Here is an 18,642-nt window from a genome sequence, read left to right on the forward strand (position 1 = left end):
TTCTAGCCTTCGGCCGCCGACACAACCTCCTCGAGGATCTCGGCCAGATCCCTGACCTCCACCTGGCCGTCGGCGCCCCGCTCGGTGACTCCGTCGCCCAGCATGATGTGGCAGAACGGGCAGCCGACCCCGATGACGTCGGTGCCCACGGCCAGCGCCTCGTCCACCCGGTCCAGGTTGACCTTCTTGCCCACCCGCTCCTCCATCCACATCCGGCCCCCGCCCGCCCCGCAGCAGAAGGTGTGCCGGCCGTGGCGGTGGAGCTCCTTGCAGGGCGCGCCGGCGCTGCCGAGGATGCTGCGGGGGGCCGCCAGGATGTCGTTGTGGCGGGCGGCGTAGCACGGGTCGTGGTAGGCCACGCTGCGCAGGTAGTCCCGCTCGATGGGCAGCTTCCCCTCCGCCACCAGCTCGGCGAGGAACTCGCTGTGATGGCGCACCTGGTAGTTCCCGCCGAACTGCGGGTACTCGCGGCTCAAGGTGTTGAAGCAGTGCGGGCAGGCGGTGACGATCCTGGTCACCTGGTTGGCCTCCAGCGTTTCGATGTTGGCCTTGGCCATGGACTGGTAGAGGTACTCGTGGCCCAAGCGGCGGGCCGGGTCCCCGTTGCACCCTTCCCCCGGGCCGAGGATGGCGAAGCGCACGCCGGCCCGCTGCATCAGCCGGGCGAAGGCCCGGACCACCCGCTTGTTGCGGTCGTCGAAGGCCCCGGCGCAGCCCACCCAGTACAGGACATCGAACTCGCCAGGCTGGACGTCCTTGCCCACCACCGCTACGTCGAGGCCGGCCGTCCAATCCAGGCGCGCCCGGGCCGGGAGCCCCCAGGGGTTGCCCGAGTTCTCGAGGTTCCGGAGCGCCCCCCCCATCTCCTTGGGGAACCGGGCCTCCATCATCACCAGGTTGCGCCGCAGATCGATGATGTGGTCGATGTGCTCGATATCGACCGGGCAGTTGTACACGCACGCCCCGCAGGTCGTGCAGTCCCACACCACCTCGTCGTCGATCACCCCTGGGTTGAGCGGCGTCTTCTCGACCGCCGGCCCGCCGTGCGCTGCGGCCACGAGGGCCGGCCCGGTCTCCAGCAGGTGGTCGCGGAGCTCCATCACCAGGAGCTTGGGCGACAGCGGCTTGCCGGTGTTCCACGCCGGGCACTCCGCCTGGCAGCGGCCGCATTCCGTGCAGGTGACGGTGTCGAGCAGCTGCTTCCACGACAAGTCGGTGACCGTCGCCGCCCCGATGACGTCGTCGTCGGCCATGTTCTCGAAGTCGATGTCCGGGACCTTGAGGGCGCCCCGGGGCCGGCTGGCCCGGGAGGAGAAGAACACGTTGAAGGGGGCCGTGACGATGTGGAGGTGCTTCGAGTAGCCGAGGTACACCAGGAAGCCGAGCACCAGCAGGGAGTGGACCCACAGCAGGGCGGTGTTCCAATTGTGCAGCGCCGCCGGCGTCAGCCCGCTGAAGACATGCCGGGCGACGAGATTGCCGAGGTAGGCGGCCCGGGCCGGGTACGGGAACTGGTGGCGGGCGATGCCAGTGGCCCGCAGGCCGAGGATCGAGACCATGATCCCGGTGATCGCCAGCAGGATCCGGTCGGCCTCGCCCAGGTGGGAGCCCCGGAACCGGCCCGGCCGCACGACTTTGCGGATGACCACGGCGGTCACCACGCCCAGCAGCACGAGAGCGACGAAGGTGTCCTGCACAGCGGCCAGCGCCCCCCAGTGCCCGATCACCGGCAAGGCGAAGTGGGCCGAATAGGCGGAGCCGAAGGCCTCGACGATGGTGGTGAACAGCACGAGGAAGCCCCAGAAGATGAAGGCGTGCATGAGGCCGGGGGCAGGCCACTGCAGCAGTTTCTCCTGTCCGAGGACCACCGCCAGCTCCCGGCGGACGCGGGCCCCCAGGTGGTCGAGGCGGGGCTCCGGACGCCCGAGGCGCAGGTAGGAGACGAGTTGCCACGCCCGGCGCCCGGCGAGGCCCAGCCCGGCGGCGATGGCCAGCGTCATGAGGACTTTGGTGACCACCCCGAGATCCTACGGTTCAGCGGCCGCCGCCGGTTAGCTGCCGGTCAGCGGGCCGTCAATTTGTCGAAATTTGAAGTCTGTGAGTGGTGAGGTCCCTCCAGCACCCCCAAACACTCACAGCCGCGTCGCGGGAGGAGATTTTCCCCGAAGCCGCCTGCGGAAGACGCCGGAGGCTCAGCCTCCGCGGCTGATGATCTGCGCCCGCAGGGTCGAGAGCTCCTGCTGGCGCTTGGCCAGGTCCCGGGCCTCGGCCGACTGGCTCTGCAGTTCCTTCAGGGTGGCGTCCACCGCTGCAGAGCGGGTCTTCATCTCCTGCTTCAGCGACTCGATCTCGGCGGCCGCCGCCCGGGTGGTCCGGCCAAAGGCATTCTTCGGGGCATCCTGGAGCTGCTTCAGCCGGGCATTCATGTCCCGGACCTGCTGGGCGCCCATGTTCGACTGCCCGAGCGAGGTGCGCGACGCCTGCTGGAGCGTGTGCAGGCGCTGCTCGACCCGAGCAAGTTCGGTCTCGACGTCGCGAAGGTTGATGCCCACCCCCTCCCGGCTCCGGCTACCCGATATCTGCTCGCGTAGCCTACTAAGTCAGGGCGATGGGATACCACGCCAGCCCGCCCAGCCGGCCCGGCCGCCAGCCCTCCCGCCCCGACCGGCACCGCTGGTACCGATCACCATCAGAAAAGTTGACAGCCTGGCACTCAAGTCCTACTCTGGAGACCAGTTCCAGCAGTGCCAGCAGCTCGAGCAGCGCCAAACCCAGACACGGACCAGCAATCGAAAGGACTATCCCCATGCCAAAGGCTGTCGGTATCGATCTCGGGACGACCAACTCCGTCGTCTCTGTCCTCGAGGGCGGTGAGCCGGTCGTCATCCCCAACGCCGAGGGGCACCGGACCACGCCGTCGGTGGTGGCGTTCTCCAAGTCGGGCGAGATCCTGGTCGGCGAGGTGGCCAAGCGCCAGGCGATCACGAACCCGGACCGCACCTTCCGCTCCATCAAGCGCGAGATGGGCACCGACTGGTCCACCTCGGTGGACGGCAAGCGGTGGACCCCCCAGGAGATCTCCGCCCAGATCCTCATGAAGCTGAAGCGGGACGCCGAGGCCTACCTGGGCGACAAGATTGTCCAGGCGGTCATCACCGTCCCGGCCTACTTCAACGACGCCCAGCGCCAGGCCACCAAGGAAGCCGGCCAGATCGCCGGGCTCGAGGTGCTGCGCATCATCAACGAGCCCACGGCGGCATCCCTCGCCTACGGTCTCGACAAGTCCACGGACCAGACCATCCTGGTCTTCGACCTCGGCGGCGGCACGTTCGACGTCTCGCTGCTGGAGATCGGTGATGGCGTCTTCGAGGTCAAGGCCACCTCCGGTGACACCCACCTGGGCGGTGACGACTGGGACCAGCGCATCATCGACCACCTCCTCAAGGAAGTGAAGAACCAGCACGGCGTGGACCTCTCCGGTGACCGGATGGCCCTGCAGCGCCTGAAGGAGGCCGCCGAGAAGGCCAAGATCGAGCTCAGCCAGGCCCAGGAGAGCACCATCAACCTGCCCTTCCTGACCGCCACCGCGGCCGGACCGCTGCACTTCGAGATGAAGCTGACCCGCTCGGCCTTCGAGCAGCTGACCGAGGACCTCGTTGCCCGCTGCAAGGACCCGTTCCTGCAGGCGGTCAAGGACTGGGACAAGCCGGTGTCGGGGATCGACCACGTCATCCTCGTGGGCGGCTCCACCCGGATGCCGATGGTGGTCGAGCTGGTCAAGTCGCTGACCGGGGGCAAGGAGCCCCACAAGGGCGTCAACCCGGACGAGGTCGTGGCCATCGGTGCCGCCCTCCAGGCCGGCGTGCTGAAGGGCGAGGTCAAAGACGTCCTGCTCCTCGACGTCACGCCCCTGTCGCTCGGCATCGAGACCAAGGGCGGCATCTTCACCAAGCTCATCGAGCGCAACACCACCATCCCGACGAAGAAGTCCGAGGTCTTCTCGACCGCCGAGGACAACCAGCCTTCGGTGGAGGTCCACGTGCTGCAGGGCGAGGCCGAGACGGTGTACTCGCCCGGCGCCCGGACGCTGGGGCGGTTCCAGCTGGTCGGCATCCCGGCAGCCCCACGGGGCATGCCGCAGATTGAGGTCACCTTCGACATCGACGCCAACGGCATCGTGCACGTGGCGGCCAAGGACCTCGGCACCGGCAAGGAGCAGGCCATGACCATCACCGGTGGCACGGCGCTCCCCAAGGACGAGATGGAGAAGATGATGCGGGAGGCCGAGCGCTTCGCCGAGGAGGACAAGCGGCGCCGCGAAACGGCGGAGGCCCGCAACATGGCCGACAACCTCGCCTACCAGACCGAGAAGACCCTGAAGGAGCACGGCTCCAAGCTGTCCGACGCTGACCGGCGGGCGGTCGAGCAGGCCCTCGGCGAGGTCAAGGACGCCCTGAAGACCGACGACGTCGCCCGTATCCGCTCGGCATCCGATGCCCTGGTGTCGGCCAGCCACAAGCTCGCCGAGCAGATCTACCAGACCAGCCAGTCCGCCGCCGGGGGCACCGCCTCCGGCGGGGCGGGCGGCGCCCAGTCGGCCAGCGGGTCGGACGACGACGTCGTCGACGCCGAGATCGTGGAGGAGGGTGGCTCCGGGGCTTAGGCCCCCGAGCCGCCCCCAGCGCCCCCGACCCGAGCCAAAGAGGAGGACTGATACGACATGGATGAGCAGAGGACCCCACCCGAAGGGCCACCCCGGCAGGTCACCATCCGTGACCGCCGCCGGGTCAACCCCGAAGGCAGCCGCCCGGTCGAGGCGGTGCGCACCGCGCCCGCGCCCAGCGCAGGCGGCGGGGCGCCGGAGCCGGAGAGCGCGACCCCCGAGCCGGCGGTGCCGGACACCGGCGCGCAGCTGGCCGCCGCCCAGGCGGAGGCGGCGGGCCACCTGGAGGATCTGCAGCGCCTCAAGGCGGAGTTCGACAACTACCGCAAGCGCATCGTGAAGGAGCAGACCGGGCTGGTCGAGCGGGCGGCGGCGGGGCTGGCGTTCCGGCTCCTGCCGGTGCTGGACAGCTTCGAGCTGGCGGTCGCCTCGGCCGAGGGAACCCGGGACTTCGAGCGCATGCTGAAGGGCATCGAGATGGTCTTCGGCGAGCTGAAGGAGGTGCTGGGTTCCGAGGGCCTCGAGCGCATCGATGCCCGGGGCAAGTCCTTCGACCCCAACCTGCACGAGGCCGCCCTCGAGGTGGACGGCGACGGCCGGGGCGAACCGTATGTCGCCGAGGAGCTGCGCACGGGTTACACGTTCAAGGGCCGGGTGCTGCGCCCGGCGATGGTCAAGGTGGCACGCTAGGCCGGCGCACGGAGCCGGGGGAGACGGACATGCCAGAGCGCGAGTGGGCAGAGAAGGATTACTACGCCACCCTCGGCGTGCCGAAGACCGCGAGCGAAACCGAGATCAAGAAGGCCTACCGCAAGCTGGCCCAGAAGTACCACCCGGACGCCAACCCGGGCGACAAGGGCGCCGAGGAGAAGTTCAAGGAGGTCTCCCACGCCGCCGACGTCCTGACCGACACCAAGAGCCGCAAGGAGTACGACGACTTCCGGGAGATGGTCAGCTCGGGCTTCGGCGGGTTCCCGGGCGGCGGCTGGGGCAGTCCGGGCGGGGCCGGCGGAGGCCGGCGCATCCGGGTCGAGGACCTGGGTGACCTGGGCGACATCTTCGGGACCACCTTCGGGGGTGGGGGCCGCGGTGGGGGCGGGCAGGCCACCGACGACATCTTCTCGTCGATCTTCAGCCGGGTGGGCGGCGCCACCAAGGGCCGCGACCTGGAGACCGACATCGTCCTCACCTTCCGGGAAGCCCTCGATGGCACGCTGGCCAACCTGAAGCTCACCGAACCGGGGACGGGCAAGCAGCGCACCCTCAAGGTGCGGATCCCCGCCGGTGTCCAAGATGGCGCCCGGATCAAGGTGACCGGCAAGGGCAGCCCGTCCAGCAACGGCGGCAAGCCCGGCGACCTGTACGTGACCGTCGGCGTCGTGACCCACCCGATCTTCGGCCGCAAAGGCAAGGACCTGACGCTGAACCTGCCGATCACCTTCCCGGAGGCGGCCCTGGGGGCCGAGGTCGCGGTGCCGACGCTCGACGGCCCCCCGGTCACCCTCAAGGTGCCGGCGGGCACCCAGCACGGCCGGACCTTCCGCATCCGGGGCAAGGGGGGCGGGGGCGAGGGCCAGAAGGGCGACCTGCTGGTCACCGCCACACTGGTCGTGCCGCAGAAGCTCAGCCGGGAAGCCCGGGAGGCCCTCGAGGCCTTCGCCACGGCGGTGCCCGAGAACCCCCGCGACCACCTCGCCCAACCCACCCCCGAGGGGAGGTGAGGGCAATGGGTGCCGGCGGCTACGACCCGGACGGCAGGCTGTCCAGCGACTTCGCCGAGCCCTACTCCGAGCCCTACTCCGAGCGGGCGGTGTACGTGATCAGCGTGGCGGCCGACCTGGCCGGGGTGCACCCCCAGACCCTGCGCATCTACGAACGCAAGGGCCTCCTGTCCCCGAAGCGCACCCCAGGCAACAGCCGGCGGTACTCCGAGCGGGACGTCGAGCGGCTGCGCCAGATCCAGCGCCTCACCCAGGAGGGGGTCAACCTCGCCGGGGTGCGCATCATCATGGAGATGCAGCGCCGCCTCGATGAGATGCAGCGCAACCTCGACGCCCGCCGCCAGGCAGTGGCGGAGGCCGCCGAGGAGCGCCCACCGGCGGGCCGGCCCACCCGGCCGCACTGGGGCGTCCTCGCCCGGCTCGACGATGTCCGCAACATCTATGAACTGCGCGCCGGACCTCGGTCCGCGCCCCGCGCGGGCCCCGGAGCCCGGGGCTGAGAAGCCACGGAAGCGCAAGGTATTCAAGGAGTATTCAAGGAGGCTGATGCCGAGATGGACCTCAACAAACTGACCCGACGCTCGCAGGAGGCGCTCGCCGCCGCCCAGGCGCTGGCCACCCAACGCAACCACCAGATCATCGAGCCCGAGCACCTGCTCCACGCCCTGCTCTCCTCGCCCGAGGGCGTCGTCTTCGGCGTCGTGCAGCGCCTCGGGGCGGTGCCCACCACGCTCCGGGAGCGGGTGGATGCCCTGCTCGCCCGCATCCCCAAGGTGTACGGCGGCGGCGGCGAGGCCCGCATCGGCCCGGCGCTGTCCAAGGTGCTGGACCGCGCCTTCACCGAGGCCGAGAAGCTGACCGACGAGTACGTCTCCACCGAGCACCTGCTCCTGGGCCTGGTCGAGACCGCCGGGTCCACCCGGCTCGGCCCGGTGTTCGCCGAGTTCGACATCACCCGCGACCGCCTGCTGGCCGCCCTGGTGGAGATCCGGGGCACCCAGCGCGTGACCTCGCAGGACCCCGAGAGCACCTACCAGGCCCTCGAGCGCTTCGGCCGGGACCTGACCGACCTGGCCCGCAAGGGCAAGCTGGACCCGGTCATCGGCCGGGACGACGAGATCCGCCGGGTCATGCAGGTGCTGTCCCGGCGCACCAAGAACAACCCGGTGCTCATCGGCGAGCCGGGGGTGGGCAAGACCGCCATCGTCGAGGGCATCGCCCGGCGGATCGTGGACGGGGACATCCCCGAGTCGTTGCGGGACAAGCGGATCATGGCCCTGGACATCGGCTCGATGGTGGCCGGCTCCAAGTACCGGGGCGAGTTCGAGGAGCGGATGAAGGCGGTACTGAAGGAGATCGTCGACTCCCACGGCGAGGTCATCACGTTCGTGGACGAGTTGCACACCATCGTGGGTGCCGGCGGCGCCGAGGGCGCGGTGGACGCCGGCAACATGATCAAGCCCATGCTGGCCCGGGGCGAGCTGCGCATGATCGGCGCTACCACGCTCGATGAGTACCGCAAGCACATCGAGAAGGACCCCGCCCTGGAGCGCCGCTTCCAGCCCGTGATGGTGAACCCGCCGTCGGTGGAGGACACCATCGCCATCCTGCGCGGCCTGAAGGAACGCTACGAGGTCCACCACGGCGTGCGCATCCAGGACGCCGCCCTGGTGGCGGCCGCCATACTCTCCGACCGCTACGTCACCGGGCGCTTCCTGCCCGACAAGGCCATCGACCTCATCGACGAGGCCGCCAGCCGCCTGCGCATCGAGATCGACTCGATGCCGATGGAGATCGACGTGGTGGAGCGTCGGCGCAAGCAGCTCGAGATCGAACGCGCCGCGCTGCGCAAGGAGACCGACGCCCCGTCGAAGGAGCGGCTCGCCCGGCTGGAGGAGGAGCTGGCCCGCCTGACCGAGGAGTCCTCCGGGCTCAAGGCGCACTGGCAGCTGGAGAAGGATGCCATCGGCCGCATCCGGACCATCAAGGCGGACATGGACAGCGCCAAGGCGGCCGCCGAGCAGGCCGAGCGGGAGGGCGACCTCGGCAAGGCCGCCGAGTTGCGCTACGGGCGCCTGGTGGAGCTGGAGAAGGACCTCCAGGAGGCCAACGCCGCCCTGAACCAGCTCCAGGCAGGCAACAAGATGCTGAAGGAGGAGGTGGACGAGGAGGACATCGCTGAGGTGGTCGCCCGCTGGACCGGCATCCCGGTGTCCCGGCTGCTGGAGGGCGAGCTGCAGAAGCTGGTCCGCATGGAGGACGCCCTGCACACCCGGGTCATCGGCCAGGACCAGGCGGTGTCCGCGGTGGCGAACGCCATCCGGCGGTCCCGGGCGGGCCTGGCGGACCCCAACCGGCCCATCGGCTCCTTCCTGTTCCTCGGCCCGACGGGCGTCGGCAAGACCGAGCTCGCCCGGGCGCTGGCGGAGTTCCTCTTTGATGACGAGCGGGCGGTGATCCGCCTGGACATGAGCGAGTACATGGAGAAGCACACGGTGTCCCGGCTCTACGGCGCCCCGCCGGGCTACGTCGGCTACGACGAGGGCGGCCAGCTCACCGAGGCGGTGCGCCGCCGGCCCTACGCCGTGGTCCTGCTGGACGAGATCGAGAAGGCCCACCCCGACGTCTTCAACGTGCTCCTCCAGGTCATGGACGACGGCCGCATGACCGACGGCCAGGGGCGCACGGTGGATTTCCGCAACACCATCCTGATCATGACCTCGAACGTGGGGTCGGGTTGGATCCTGAGCCTGACCAACGAGGGCAGGGACGACGAGCACATGTCCGAGAAGGTGATGGAAGCCGTGCGGGAGACCTTCAAGCCCGAGTTCCTGAACCGGGTGGACGAGATCGTCGTGTTCCGGCGCCTCTCCGAGGACCAGCTCGGGGCCATCGTCGACATCCAGCTCGGCTGGCTGGCCCGGCGCATGGCCCAGCGCCGGATCGGTCTCGAGGTGACGCCCCCGGCCCGGGCGTACCTGGCGCACCGGGGGTACGACCCGGCCTTCGGCGCCCGGCCGCTGCGCCGCCTGATCGCCAAGGAGCTGGCCGACCAGATCTCGATGTCGCTGCTGCAGGGCGGCTACACCGAGGGGGACACCGTGGAGGTCGATCTCGGCCCCGACGGGACCCTGACCTTCCGCAGGCAGGAGGCCCCCGTCGGCGCCGCCCCCTGAGCGGCGCCGAACCGGGCTCGACCGCAACTGAAGCGATGGTCATGGGGTGCTCATGCGATGTTGGCATAGCCGCGGCAAAGCCATGCCCGCCAATCCGGAACCGGCATCGGGGCAGGCCCGACGCCTTGCGGTGCCTCGCCGGGCGATGGGAAACTGGTGGGGCACAAGCTGCACCGAGACCATCGAAGAAAGGAGGTGATCGACATGCCGTCGCTCTGTTGAGCGGATGCTGGGGCGACCTGTAAGGTCCCGATTTCGGCTCCGACCAAGGAAGAGTTGATGCGGCGTGTTGTGGACCACCTGATCAACGTCCACAACGTTCGTCCCCCGACGAAGACCGTACTCAACTACCTGGAGACCAAGATCAAGTACTAAGACCTTCAGGTGTGCCGGTCCCCAGGTCTTGGGGACCACCGGACACCCGTACACCTCCCACCGCCGGGGCCCAGGTCCCGGCGGTGGCGCGCCCGGGGGCGGTTCAGGACCGCTGGGGGCCGCCCCGGGTGAGCAGGACCGCGGCCCCGGCACCCACCGCCAGGGCGAGCACCAGCGCCCCGGCCAGGAACCAGGGCGTGCTGGTGGAGGACGACTTCTTCGCCGGCCCGGCCGCCTTCGGCGATGCCGGGGGGCGCCTGCCGGGTGTCGACGGGCTCGGGCTGGGCGATGGCGGCGGGGGCGCCTTCAGCGTGACGGTGACGCCCTCCGACACCACCCGGGACACACCGTCGTCGGCCACCACCGCGGCCTGGTAGGCCCCCGGTGCCAACCCGGCACCCGCCGGGTCCCACGTCACCGACGCCGCTCCTCCCGTCACGGGCGCCGGAGTGGTGGAGCCGGTCCCGGTCACGCCTGGGCCGGTGTATTCGATGCTGACGTTGGCGGCATGGTTGAGGTTGAAGGAGAACGTCGCCGGGGTTCCCGTGGCCGCCGTGGCGCTGGCCGAGACCCCCGAGATGGTCACCGTCGGGGGGATGGCGCCGCCCGGCCCGGGCGCCGGGGCGATGGTGAGCGAAGACCCGCCCGTGATGGTGACCGCGCCCGAGACCCCCGAGGGGCCCCCGCTCACCTGCACCGACCCCCCGGGCGCCACGGTCACCTGCTGCACCCCGGTGGCCAGCAGGATGCGGATGCTGCCCGGTTCCGGCACGGTCACCGGCTGCAGGCCGCCGTAGTAGTAGGCGAGGATCTGCTGGTAACTCTGCCCCTTGGCCGCCTTGCCCTCAGCCCCCCACTGCACCATGCCCACGCCGTGGCCCCAGCCCCGCCCGGTCATGACCACGGCGTCGGCCTGCTGGGTCAGCGTCATCCAGATGGAAGGAACGGTCTGGGGGAGATGCCCGCCCCCGGTGGCGGCACTGGGGTAGCGCTTGGGCGTGAGGCAGTCGGCCTGATTGTTCAGCGAGTTGCGGAACGTCGAGACCGGCAGGGTCTTGGACTGTCCCGGCCCCGAGATCGCGATGTTGGTGCCCTGCTGGCTGACGGTGGTGATCGCCCCGGTGCCCCACTGCCCGGCCAGATTCAGGGCCTGGGCGAGGTCGGTCAGCGGCATGCGGACGGTCCAGTTCGAGGTCGGCGAAGCGCCGTCGTCGTTCTCCACCACCGGCTGCAGGTAGGGCAGGGGAGGCCCGTTGAACACAGTGGCGTTGGAGTAGGTGTGGCCATTGGAGGTGGAGAAGTACAGGGCGTCGATGGGCTTGCCCTGGTACTCCAGGATCTGGCCGGCGGTGTCGTTGACCGCCTGCACCCAGCGGTCCCCGTACGGCCCGTTCTGGACCGACTCGCCCCGGTACACCTGGCAGGCGTCGGTGGAGCACAGGTCGTAGTGCAGGCCATCCACCGTGGACCCGTTGAGGTGCGAGATGGCGTAGGTGCGGGCGGCCACCACCTGCGCCTCGAGCGCGGCCAGGGGCCAGCTGGTGGGCACCTCGGCGATGCCCTTGAGGTAGTCGGCGAAGCTGAGCTGCGTGATGAGGTAGAGCCTGCCATTGGGCTCCCGGCCCACCTCGAGGGTCCCCGGGAACGCCGCCACCACCGGCTGGGGTTGGTTGGGGGGGCAGAGGCCGGGCACCGAGGGGAAGATGGCATCGACCGTATCGGAAGCCCCCGGGCTGGCCGGGGTGAAGGTGATCGGCCCCACCGGGGCCTGGTCCCCGGCCCGGGGGGCGGCGGCGCTGGCGCCGCTCCGGGCGGCCGCCGGCGTGCGGAACCCGATCGGGGCGGCGGTGGCGGCGAACACCAGGAGGGCCAGCCCCCACCGGAGGCGGGGCTTCATGCGGGCTTCGCCCCGGTGACGGGCCCGGGTATCCCTCCGGGCTTGGCGCCGGGATGGGAGAATCCCGGGATGCCATCGCACGCCCGCACCGACGAGTGGACCGGACTCATCTCCCTAGACGCCGTGCACGAGGCGGCCGCCCGGCTGGCCGACATCTGCCTACCGACGCCGGTCTGGCCGTCACGGATCCTCTCGAGGATGGCTGGAGGCTCGACCCTGCTCAAATGCGAGAATCTCCAGCGAACCGGGTCCTTCAAGATACGAGGAGCCTACAACCGGATCGCCCGGCTTTCCGGCGAGCAGCGCGCCCGGGGTGTGGTGGCCGCCAGCGCCGGGAACCACGCCCAGGGCGTCGCCCTGGCGGCCGCGCTCCTGGGCGTGCGCTCCACGGTGTTCATGCCGGCCGGGGCGCCGCTGCCCAAGGTGGAGGCCACGAAGAAGTACGGGGCGGACGTGGTGCTGCACGGGGCGGTCTACGACGAATCCCATGAGCAAGCCCTCGCCTTCGCCGAGGAGCACGGCGCGGTCCTGGTGCATCCCTTCGACCACCCCGACGTGATCGCCGGGCAGGCCACCGTCGCCCTCGAGATCCTGGAGCAGACGCCGGATGTCCGCACGATCGTGGTACCGATCGGCGGCGGCGGGCTGATCTCCGGCATCGCCGCCGCGGCCAAGGCCCTGCGCCCGGACATCCGGATCGTGGGCGCCGAGCCGGCGGGCGCCGCCACCCTGCGCCGCTGCCTGGACGAGGGCCGGGTGGTCACCCTGCCCGAGGTCTCCACGATCGCCGACGGGCTGGCCGCCAAGCGGGGGGGGGACCTCACCTTCGAGTACGTGCGCCGCCTGGTGGACGACGTTGTGCTGGTCACCGAAGAGGAGATCGCCCAGGCCCTCCTGCTCATGACCGAGCGGGCGCGGCTGTTGTTGGAGCCGGCCGCGGCGGTCGGCGTGGCGGCGGCGATGACCCAGCGCTCGACGCTCACCTTCCCGGCGGTGGTGGTCGCCTCGGGGGGCAACATCGACCCGATGCTGCTGTTGCGGGTGATCCGCTTCGGCATGACCGCCGCCGGGCGCTACTTCGCCTTCCGCACCAAGCTGCACGACCGGCCGGGCGAGTTGGAGCGCCTGGCTGCCGCCGTCGCCGGGGTGGGGGTCAACGTGGTGGGCATCGAGCACCGGCGGGAGGGCATCCTGCACTCGGTCCTGGGCGATGTCGAGGTGACCATCCAGGTCGAGCTGCGCGGGCCCGAGCACGTGGAGCAGCTGACCGCCCGCCTCCACGAAGCCGGCTACGAGGTGGACCCGCTGTAGCGAAAGGTACACCCCTGGGTAGTATGGAGCCATGCAAATCACCATCGAGTTCTGTGTCGTCTGAGACTACACAGACAAGGCCGTCGGTCTGGCGACCCAGCTCCTCAACGACATACCCCGCGACATCCAGAGCCTCACACTGATCCCGTCCGGAGGGGGCGTGTTCGAGGTGTCGGCCAACGGCGACCTCGTGTACTCCAAGAAAGCCACCAAGCGCCACCCCACCTACCAGGAAGTCCGGGCAGCGCTGAAGCCGTACGCCGCCACCTAAGGCCTCACCCCCCGGCCAGGCGCCGGTAGTCCTCCAGGGTGTCGAGGTCGGGCGGGATCTCGGCATCCACCGGGACCCGGTACACCCAGTCCCGGTGCGCCTTGATGACCTCCCGGGCCCCCTGGTCGCCGGTCACTGCCATCAGGTCGGGCCACACCGAGCGGGCAAACAGGACCGGGTGGCTGGGCGTTCCCCGGTAGCTGGCCTGCACGATGGGGCCGTGCCCCGCCCGGAAGCCGCCCGCCACCGCGGCGATGGTCGATGCCGGCATCCCGGGCTGGTCGCCGAGGAGCACCACCGCGGCGTCCGACTCCGCCGACGCCGCCGCCAGCCCGGTGCGCAGCGAACTCGCCTGCCCGGTGGCGTAGTCCGGGTTCACCACCGTGCGGGCGCCCGCCGGCAGTGCCAGCACCGAGCCGACCTCCGGGGCCATGTGGCCCAACACCACCACGATCTCGTCCAGCCCGGCCTCCGCCGCGGCATCCAGCGTGTGTTGGAGGAGCGGCTTGCCGCCCAGCACCAGCAACTGCTTGGGCCGGCCGAGGCGGGATGACGTCCCGCCGGCCAGCACGATCCCCGAGATCACAGCCCCAGCCTCCCACACATCCGGGCGGCCCAATCCGCTGCTGGCCCCGGACATCCCCAAAAACCAAACACCCCCCGGAAACCCGGGGGGTGCTGGGAACTGCGGGGCCGAAAGCTACGGCTTGATCGGCGTCTGCTGGTAGGCGCAGGGCGGACCCGTTGCCAGGAGGACGCTGCCGAGCGAGAGGCCAGCTGCGGTGCTGAAACCACCGGTCAGACCACAGAAGTCGCCTTCGATGCCGACCACGTTGTTGACGATCGAGGTCGTGTCGCTCTTGATCTTCTGCACGTCGGTGAGGATCACGCTGGACTGCGTGCCCCGGATGGTGGCGAGGAGCGAGGCAATCGAACCCGGGCCGGAGTTGACGACGCCCAGGATCGAGGCGACCTGGCCCCGGATGGTGTGCACCAGCCCGTTGATGCTCTGCACGGGCGGCGTGATGCCGTCCACCTCTTGGTCGATGTGTGCGGCCGTGGACTGGATGACGGCGATCTGTCCGGTCAGCGGCTGCGCAGCAGCCAGGATGGACGAGGCCGTCTGCTCGGTCATGTTGAGTTGCGCAACATAGCCCGTGTCGTGCTTGGAACTCGACAGGTCACCGGTGATGACCGTCACTTTGGAGTTGATCTCCTGAGCAGCAACTAGCGTGCGGGTCAGAACCAGCACCGCCGAGAGTGCCCAGGCAATGACGATGATCAGGGCGATACCCGCCTGCCCTCGATCACTGCGAATGCCTCTCATGAACACCTCCGTCGAAATCCTGGTTCGTTATGCGCCGCAGCTGCCGCCGGCGAGGGTCTTCACGATGCCGCTGCAGATGTCGTGGGCTCGGATCTGAATACCGGTGGAGTCGTTCAGCAGGGTGTTGGCCTGGTCGAGGTCTGCCTTGATGGCGGTCAAGCCCACCGTGGAGTTGCCGTCGATCTGGTTCACGTCGCTGATGATGCCCTTGATGCTGGTCGAGTCGGCTGTTGCCAGCACGCTCTCGATGGTGTTCAGACCGCCCTCCGTGACCACCAGGGTGGCCTCGGTGTCCTTCAGGGACGGGTCAATGACGGTCAGCTGGTTGTTGATGTCCGTCAGGGACCCGATGATCGCGTCCGCCTGGGCCGGGATCGGCTTCAGGGCGGTGTCGATCGAGGTCAGCGTGCCGTTGATGTTGGCGACGTGCTGCGGCAGGGGGTTGACATCCCCGTTGATGCCGGTCACGTTGCCGGTGGTGACCGCCAGGGACTTGTTGATGGAGTCCAGGGCGGAAATGATGCCGAGCAGGAAGCCGATCACCACGAGGACCACCAGGACCCCGATCGTGACCCACACCTTCAGCCACCGGCTCGCGCTCATCATAGGAGCGGCGATATCCGGGGCGTATGCTGCTGGTCGCTGCGCCATCGGTCAGTTCTCCTTCTTCAGTCTCAACTCGTCTTAGGCCCTGTTCCGACTCTTTTAGCCGGAGCAACCCAGGCCGACAGCCCTGTCGATGGTGCAGGTCGAGATGCGGATGTTGAACGCCTCGACCCGGATGTCACCGGCGTCTCCGAGGATGCCGCCTGCCAGCGAAACAGCCGTGTCAAGGCCGCCCTTGATGGTGGCTGCGTCGCCCTGAATGGTCTGAGCAGTGTTGAGAATCGCACCGGCCGTGCCGTTGATGGCGTGAGCGGTGCCGTTGATGGCGTTCGCCGTGCCGTTGACGGAGACGGCAAAGCCGTCGATCGACTTGGCGGTGGCGATGATCGTGTTCAGCTTGGCGACCAGGGACTGGCTGCCGTCCGACGCCGTGCCCGCCGCCGTGTGGAGAATCGACGTGGCGATGGCGTTGGTGTGCGTCAGCTGCGAGATAACTGAGGTGTCACCCTTGATGCTGTTGGCACCCGACTGGATCGTCGAGGCCTTGTTGTTGATCGAGTTGGCAACGTCGACGGTACGCAGCAGCAGGTAGAACGACACCACGACTGCGACGACCACAACGACGAGGCCGATCGCCCCTTGCCCTCCCTCGGTCTTGAGAAGCCTTCGCATACGCTCCAACATGACCCCCTTCACCTTCCCGTGTACGGACCCGTCCGCAGGTTCTGCGTACCTCCACTGCGGTACAACCCCAAGGTGCTGCCCCGATTGATGCTGGTGCTCCCCCCTACCAGGCCGGTTGAGCTCTCGCCGACCCCCATAGAGCCAGAAACGAACTCCTCAGCGAATTACTTGATGCCCGAGATGCCGGTGTACAGCCCCGTGCCGCTGGAGGTGCCGGCGGTGTTGGAACCAACTGCGACGCGGCCACTGACGACGCCTTCGATCCGCTCGGCCAGGCGGTAGAGCAGCGGAAGTGCCCCGGAGATGATCCCGAGGGTCCGGTTGATCTGTTGCAGCCCGGGGATGATCGGCTCGGCGTGGCCGATGATCTGAACGACGAGGTCGACCGTGGTGGCCAGACCGTTGTCGATCTTGGTCAGCAGGCCGGCGACCCAGTTCAGGTAGATCAACAGGACGCCGATCAACAGGATGACGTCGATCAGCGACAGCGCAACGAGAAGTGTCTTGGTCATTAGCGTGGCACCGCCTTCTTGCCGGATCCCGACAGAACCCTGGTGAGGAACAGGTGGTGGTTCAGACCCTCGGCGAGCACCGCGTCCACCTGCGTGGCGGTGTCGGCGATCAGGAAGGAAGTCCCGGTGTTGCGTGCGGTCTGACCGAGCGTCTCGACAACGCCCTCCACACCCCGGTCAATGTCCTGAACCAGGCGAATGAGCAGGGTCAGCACCCCGATGACCACCAGGACGACGACGAGACCCAGCCCGACAGCCATCCACCACCAGGTCACCTCTTCGGGGGCATACCCCGCCACGCTTGCTACTACATGGAGAACTCCTGGCATGTCCCGATCACCCCCCTAATGACTTACGAACGGTGAGCAGGTCATTGACGATGGTCGATGCATGGTCAATGGTTGTCTGCAGATCCCACAGCGGGGCGGTGTTGGTCCAACATGCTTCCAGACCCCGGATTGCCTCCTGCGCCTGCACCCCGATGTTGCGGGCGAGAACCAGGATTGCCTGCACTTCGATCACGACGATGACAATCGCAATCGTCGTCACAACGAAACCCACATACCACCCGAAGAGATTGGCATGCGTCGGGCTTGCTAGCACACTTGCCGCCGCACTCATGCGCTCAACCTCCCTCCATCCATACCGACGCCTCCTTGATTACACGGTCCCGCGGAGCGGGAACCTTTTGGGCGCTGCTGCAAGGAACTCCCGAACTGCACCACCTACATGCGCGGCCGGCCGCCGCCGCCGGAACGCCCGGCGAGGGCGTCGGCCTTGGCCCGGACCGGAGCAAGGTTGGTGTTGACGTTGCTCACCGTCGGTGGCACCGTCGAGGTCTGGTTGGCGATCGCCGCCACACCGGCGATGATCGTGCCCAGGGTGAACGTCACATGCTGCAGCTGGCTGATGATCTTGGCCAGCGAGCTGACCAGGGTGATTACGACCACGGCGATCAGCACCAGGTCGACCCATCCGAAAATACTCATGCCTTCCTCCTCTCCATCAAGAATGTGAGATAGCCACGACTGGCGGGCGCTGCTTGGGGGCCTCTAGGCTCCCCGCACCACCCGGTCGAGACCGTTGGCGTACCGGGTTGCCCCGACGGCAACTTCCTTGACGACGCTGTCGGTGACCTCAAGAAGCTCAGGCACACCGTCCAGCTCGCCCGTGAGCACAACACCGTTGGCCAAGATGCCGTCGATGTGGCCGCGAATGCTGACGATCACATCCACCACACGCTTGATCGAGACCAGATACGGGATTGCCGCCACCAAGAGGATGATGAGCAGACCAAGTGCAAACAACCCTCCGGGACCCATGAACCCTCCCTCTCTCTCTAGAACCGCTGCCCGACGTTATATAAACGCACGGGGTCCCCGTACCCCTACTTAGTCCCCGCCTACTTCTTGCCGAACTTGAACAGGTTCTTGAAGAACGCCTTGGCGGAGAGCAGCATGAGGGAGAAGCCGCTCATGGCCTTGGGCGCCTTGCCCGCCTTGCCGCCCCCCACGCCGCCACCTTTGATGTCGGCGGCCGCGCACGCGGCGAACTGCTTCATCAGGGCGCCGATGACGTCAACCATCATGCCGCGGCCGTACTGGGCGATGGCGCCCGTCATGTTGATGTCCTGGTTCAAGCGCACGGTGGTGCCGCCGCCGGCCGCCACCATGGTGGAGGTCACCTTGGCGGACGCCTGCCCCTTGCCCTTCTCCTCGGCGCCGGTGGCCACCATGACCACCCGGTGGGCGCCTTCGTTCTTCTCCTGGATGTCGATGACGCCCCCGAAGGCGAGCTTCAGCGGACCCATCGAGACCTTCACCCGGCCCTTGACCTGACGGTCGGTGGCCGACACGATCTCAGCCCCGGGCATGCACTTGGCCACCCGCGGGAAGTCGTTCATGTACTTCCATACCGTGTCCACCGGTGCTGGAATGGTGAACTCGTTGTCGATGACTACTCCCATGCCCCCTCCTCTATCGAAGCCCAGTTTTGTGCGGGAACAAACCCTATAGCTTTCACAATCTCAAAGTCCAAAACGGTGGTGGCCTGCGGCACGCCCGAGGCCGCGGAACAGCACATGGCGACGCACGGCTACG

19 protein-coding genes and 2 pseudogenes are annotated in these 18,642 nt (G+C 68.6%); 8 read left to right on the plus strand and 13 right to left on the minus strand.

Annotation, left to right across the window (positions count from 1 at the left end):
* Positions 1–2: 2 nt before the first annotated feature.
* Positions 3–2,018, minus strand: coding sequence for a (Fe-S)-binding protein (locus VFW71_09205; protein ID HEU5002942.1), 2,016 nt, complete (start codon positions 2,016–2,018; stop codon positions 3–5).
* Positions 2,019–2,192: 174 nt separating this feature from the next.
* On the minus strand, positions 2,193–2,552 hold the full coding sequence (locus VFW71_09210) for a hypothetical protein (GenBank protein HEU5002943.1): 360 nt from the start codon (positions 2,550–2,552) through the stop codon (positions 2,193–2,195).
* Positions 2,553–2,806: 254 nt separating this feature from the next.
* Between VFW71_09210 and dnaK the strand changes: the two genes are divergently transcribed.
* From dnaK to VFW71_09240, 6 genes and pseudogenes are all read left to right on the plus strand, one after another.
* Positions 2,807–4,663, plus strand: a complete 1,857-nt coding sequence (gene dnaK / locus VFW71_09215) for a molecular chaperone DnaK (protein ID HEU5002944.1) — start codon at positions 2,807–2,809, stop codon at positions 4,661–4,663.
* A 57-nt stretch (positions 4,664–4,720) separates the two neighbouring features.
* Positions 4,721–5,353, plus strand: a complete 633-nt coding sequence (locus tag VFW71_09220; GenBank protein HEU5002945.1) for a nucleotide exchange factor GrpE — start codon at positions 4,721–4,723, stop codon at positions 5,351–5,353.
* Positions 5,354–5,382: 29 nt separating this feature from the next.
* Positions 5,383–6,384, plus strand: coding sequence for a DnaJ C-terminal domain-containing protein (locus tag VFW71_09225; GenBank protein ID HEU5002946.1), 1,002 nt, complete (start codon positions 5,383–5,385; stop codon positions 6,382–6,384).
* 5 nt (positions 6,385–6,389) lie between these two features.
* Positions 6,390–6,884: a helix-turn-helix transcriptional regulator gene (locus VFW71_09230; GenBank protein HEU5002947.1), complete on the plus strand. Its 495-nt coding sequence runs from the start codon at positions 6,390–6,392 to the stop codon at positions 6,882–6,884.
* 54 nt (positions 6,885–6,938) lie between these two features.
* Positions 6,939–9,560 carry an ATP-dependent chaperone ClpB gene (gene clpB / locus VFW71_09235; protein ID HEU5002948.1) on the plus strand — a complete coding sequence of 874 codons (2,622 nt, stop codon included), beginning with the start codon at positions 6,939–6,941 and terminating at the stop codon, positions 9,558–9,560.
* 234 nt (positions 9,561–9,794) lie between these two features.
* Positions 9,795–9,935: pseudogene (locus VFW71_09240) on the plus strand (DUF1059 domain-containing protein).
* 103 nt (positions 9,936–10,038) lie between these two features.
* On the opposite strand, the gene VFW71_09245 reads toward VFW71_09240, so the two are convergent.
* Positions 10,039–11,832 carry a SpoIID/LytB domain-containing protein gene (locus VFW71_09245; GenBank protein HEU5002949.1) on the minus strand — a complete coding sequence of 598 codons (1,794 nt, stop codon included), beginning with the start codon at positions 11,830–11,832 and terminating at the stop codon, positions 10,039–10,041.
* 69 nt (positions 11,833–11,901) lie between these two features.
* Here VFW71_09245 and ilvA point away from each other — a divergent pair, with 69 nt between their 5' ends.
* Both ilvA and VFW71_09255 read left to right on the plus strand, forming a co-directional pair.
* The gene (gene ilvA / locus VFW71_09250; protein HEU5002950.1) at positions 11,902–13,143 is read left to right on the plus strand and encodes a threonine ammonia-lyase; all 1,242 of its coding nucleotides are present in this window, start codon (positions 11,902–11,904) and stop codon (positions 13,141–13,143) included.
* A gap of 79 nt (positions 13,144–13,222) precedes the next feature.
* Positions 13,223–13,414: pseudogene (locus VFW71_09255) on the plus strand (Rdx family protein).
* A 4-nt stretch (positions 13,415–13,418) separates the two neighbouring features.
* On the opposite strand, the gene VFW71_09260 reads toward VFW71_09255, so the two are convergent.
* The 10 genes from VFW71_09260 to VFW71_09305 all read right to left on the minus strand — a co-directional run bounded on the left by VFW71_09260 (position 13,419) and on the right by VFW71_09305 (position 18,509).
* Entirely contained in the window at positions 13,419–14,000 is a 582-nt protein-coding gene (locus VFW71_09260) for a nucleotidyltransferase family protein (protein ID HEU5002951.1), read from the minus strand.
* A 114-nt stretch (positions 14,001–14,114) separates the two neighbouring features.
* Positions 14,115–14,741, minus strand: coding sequence for a hypothetical protein (locus tag VFW71_09265; GenBank protein ID HEU5002952.1), 627 nt, complete (start codon positions 14,739–14,741; stop codon positions 14,115–14,117).
* Between the two features lie 27 nt (positions 14,742–14,768).
* Positions 14,769–15,392, minus strand: a complete 624-nt coding sequence (locus VFW71_09270) for a hypothetical protein (GenBank protein ID HEU5002953.1) — start codon at positions 15,390–15,392, stop codon at positions 14,769–14,771.
* 54 nt (positions 15,393–15,446) lie between these two features.
* Positions 15,447–16,043, minus strand: a complete 597-nt coding sequence (locus VFW71_09275; protein HEU5002954.1) for a hypothetical protein — start codon at positions 16,041–16,043, stop codon at positions 15,447–15,449.
* 152 nt (positions 16,044–16,195) lie between these two features.
* Positions 16,196–16,543, minus strand: a complete 348-nt coding sequence (locus tag VFW71_09280; protein ID HEU5002955.1) for a hypothetical protein — start codon at positions 16,541–16,543, stop codon at positions 16,196–16,198.
* A complete protein-coding gene (locus VFW71_09285; GenBank protein HEU5002956.1) occupies positions 16,543–16,842 on the minus strand; it encodes a hypothetical protein in 300 nt (99 codons plus the stop codon). Before VFW71_09285 ends, VFW71_09280 begins: the two co-directional genes overlap by 1 nt.
* A 37-nt stretch (positions 16,843–16,879) precedes the next feature.
* The gene (locus VFW71_09290) at positions 16,880–17,164 is read right to left on the minus strand and encodes a hypothetical protein (protein HEU5002957.1); all 285 of its coding nucleotides are present in this window, start codon (positions 17,162–17,164) and stop codon (positions 16,880–16,882) included.
* A gap of 104 nt (positions 17,165–17,268) precedes the next feature.
* A complete protein-coding gene (locus tag VFW71_09295; protein HEU5002958.1) occupies positions 17,269–17,532 on the minus strand; it encodes a hypothetical protein in 264 nt (87 codons plus the stop codon).
* A gap of 63 nt (positions 17,533–17,595) precedes the next feature.
* Positions 17,596–17,865, minus strand: coding sequence for a hypothetical protein (locus tag VFW71_09300; protein ID HEU5002959.1), 270 nt, complete (start codon positions 17,863–17,865; stop codon positions 17,596–17,598).
* Positions 17,866–17,945: 80 nt separating this feature from the next.
* Entirely contained in the window at positions 17,946–18,509 is a 564-nt protein-coding gene (locus VFW71_09305) for an SRPBCC family protein (GenBank protein HEU5002960.1), read from the minus strand.
* Positions 18,510–18,642 lie beyond the last annotated feature (133 nt).

It is taken from the genome of Actinomycetota bacterium (genome assembly GCA_035765775.1).
GTDB lineage: Bacteria > Actinomycetota > CADDZG01 > JAHWKV01 > JAOPZY01 > DASTWV01.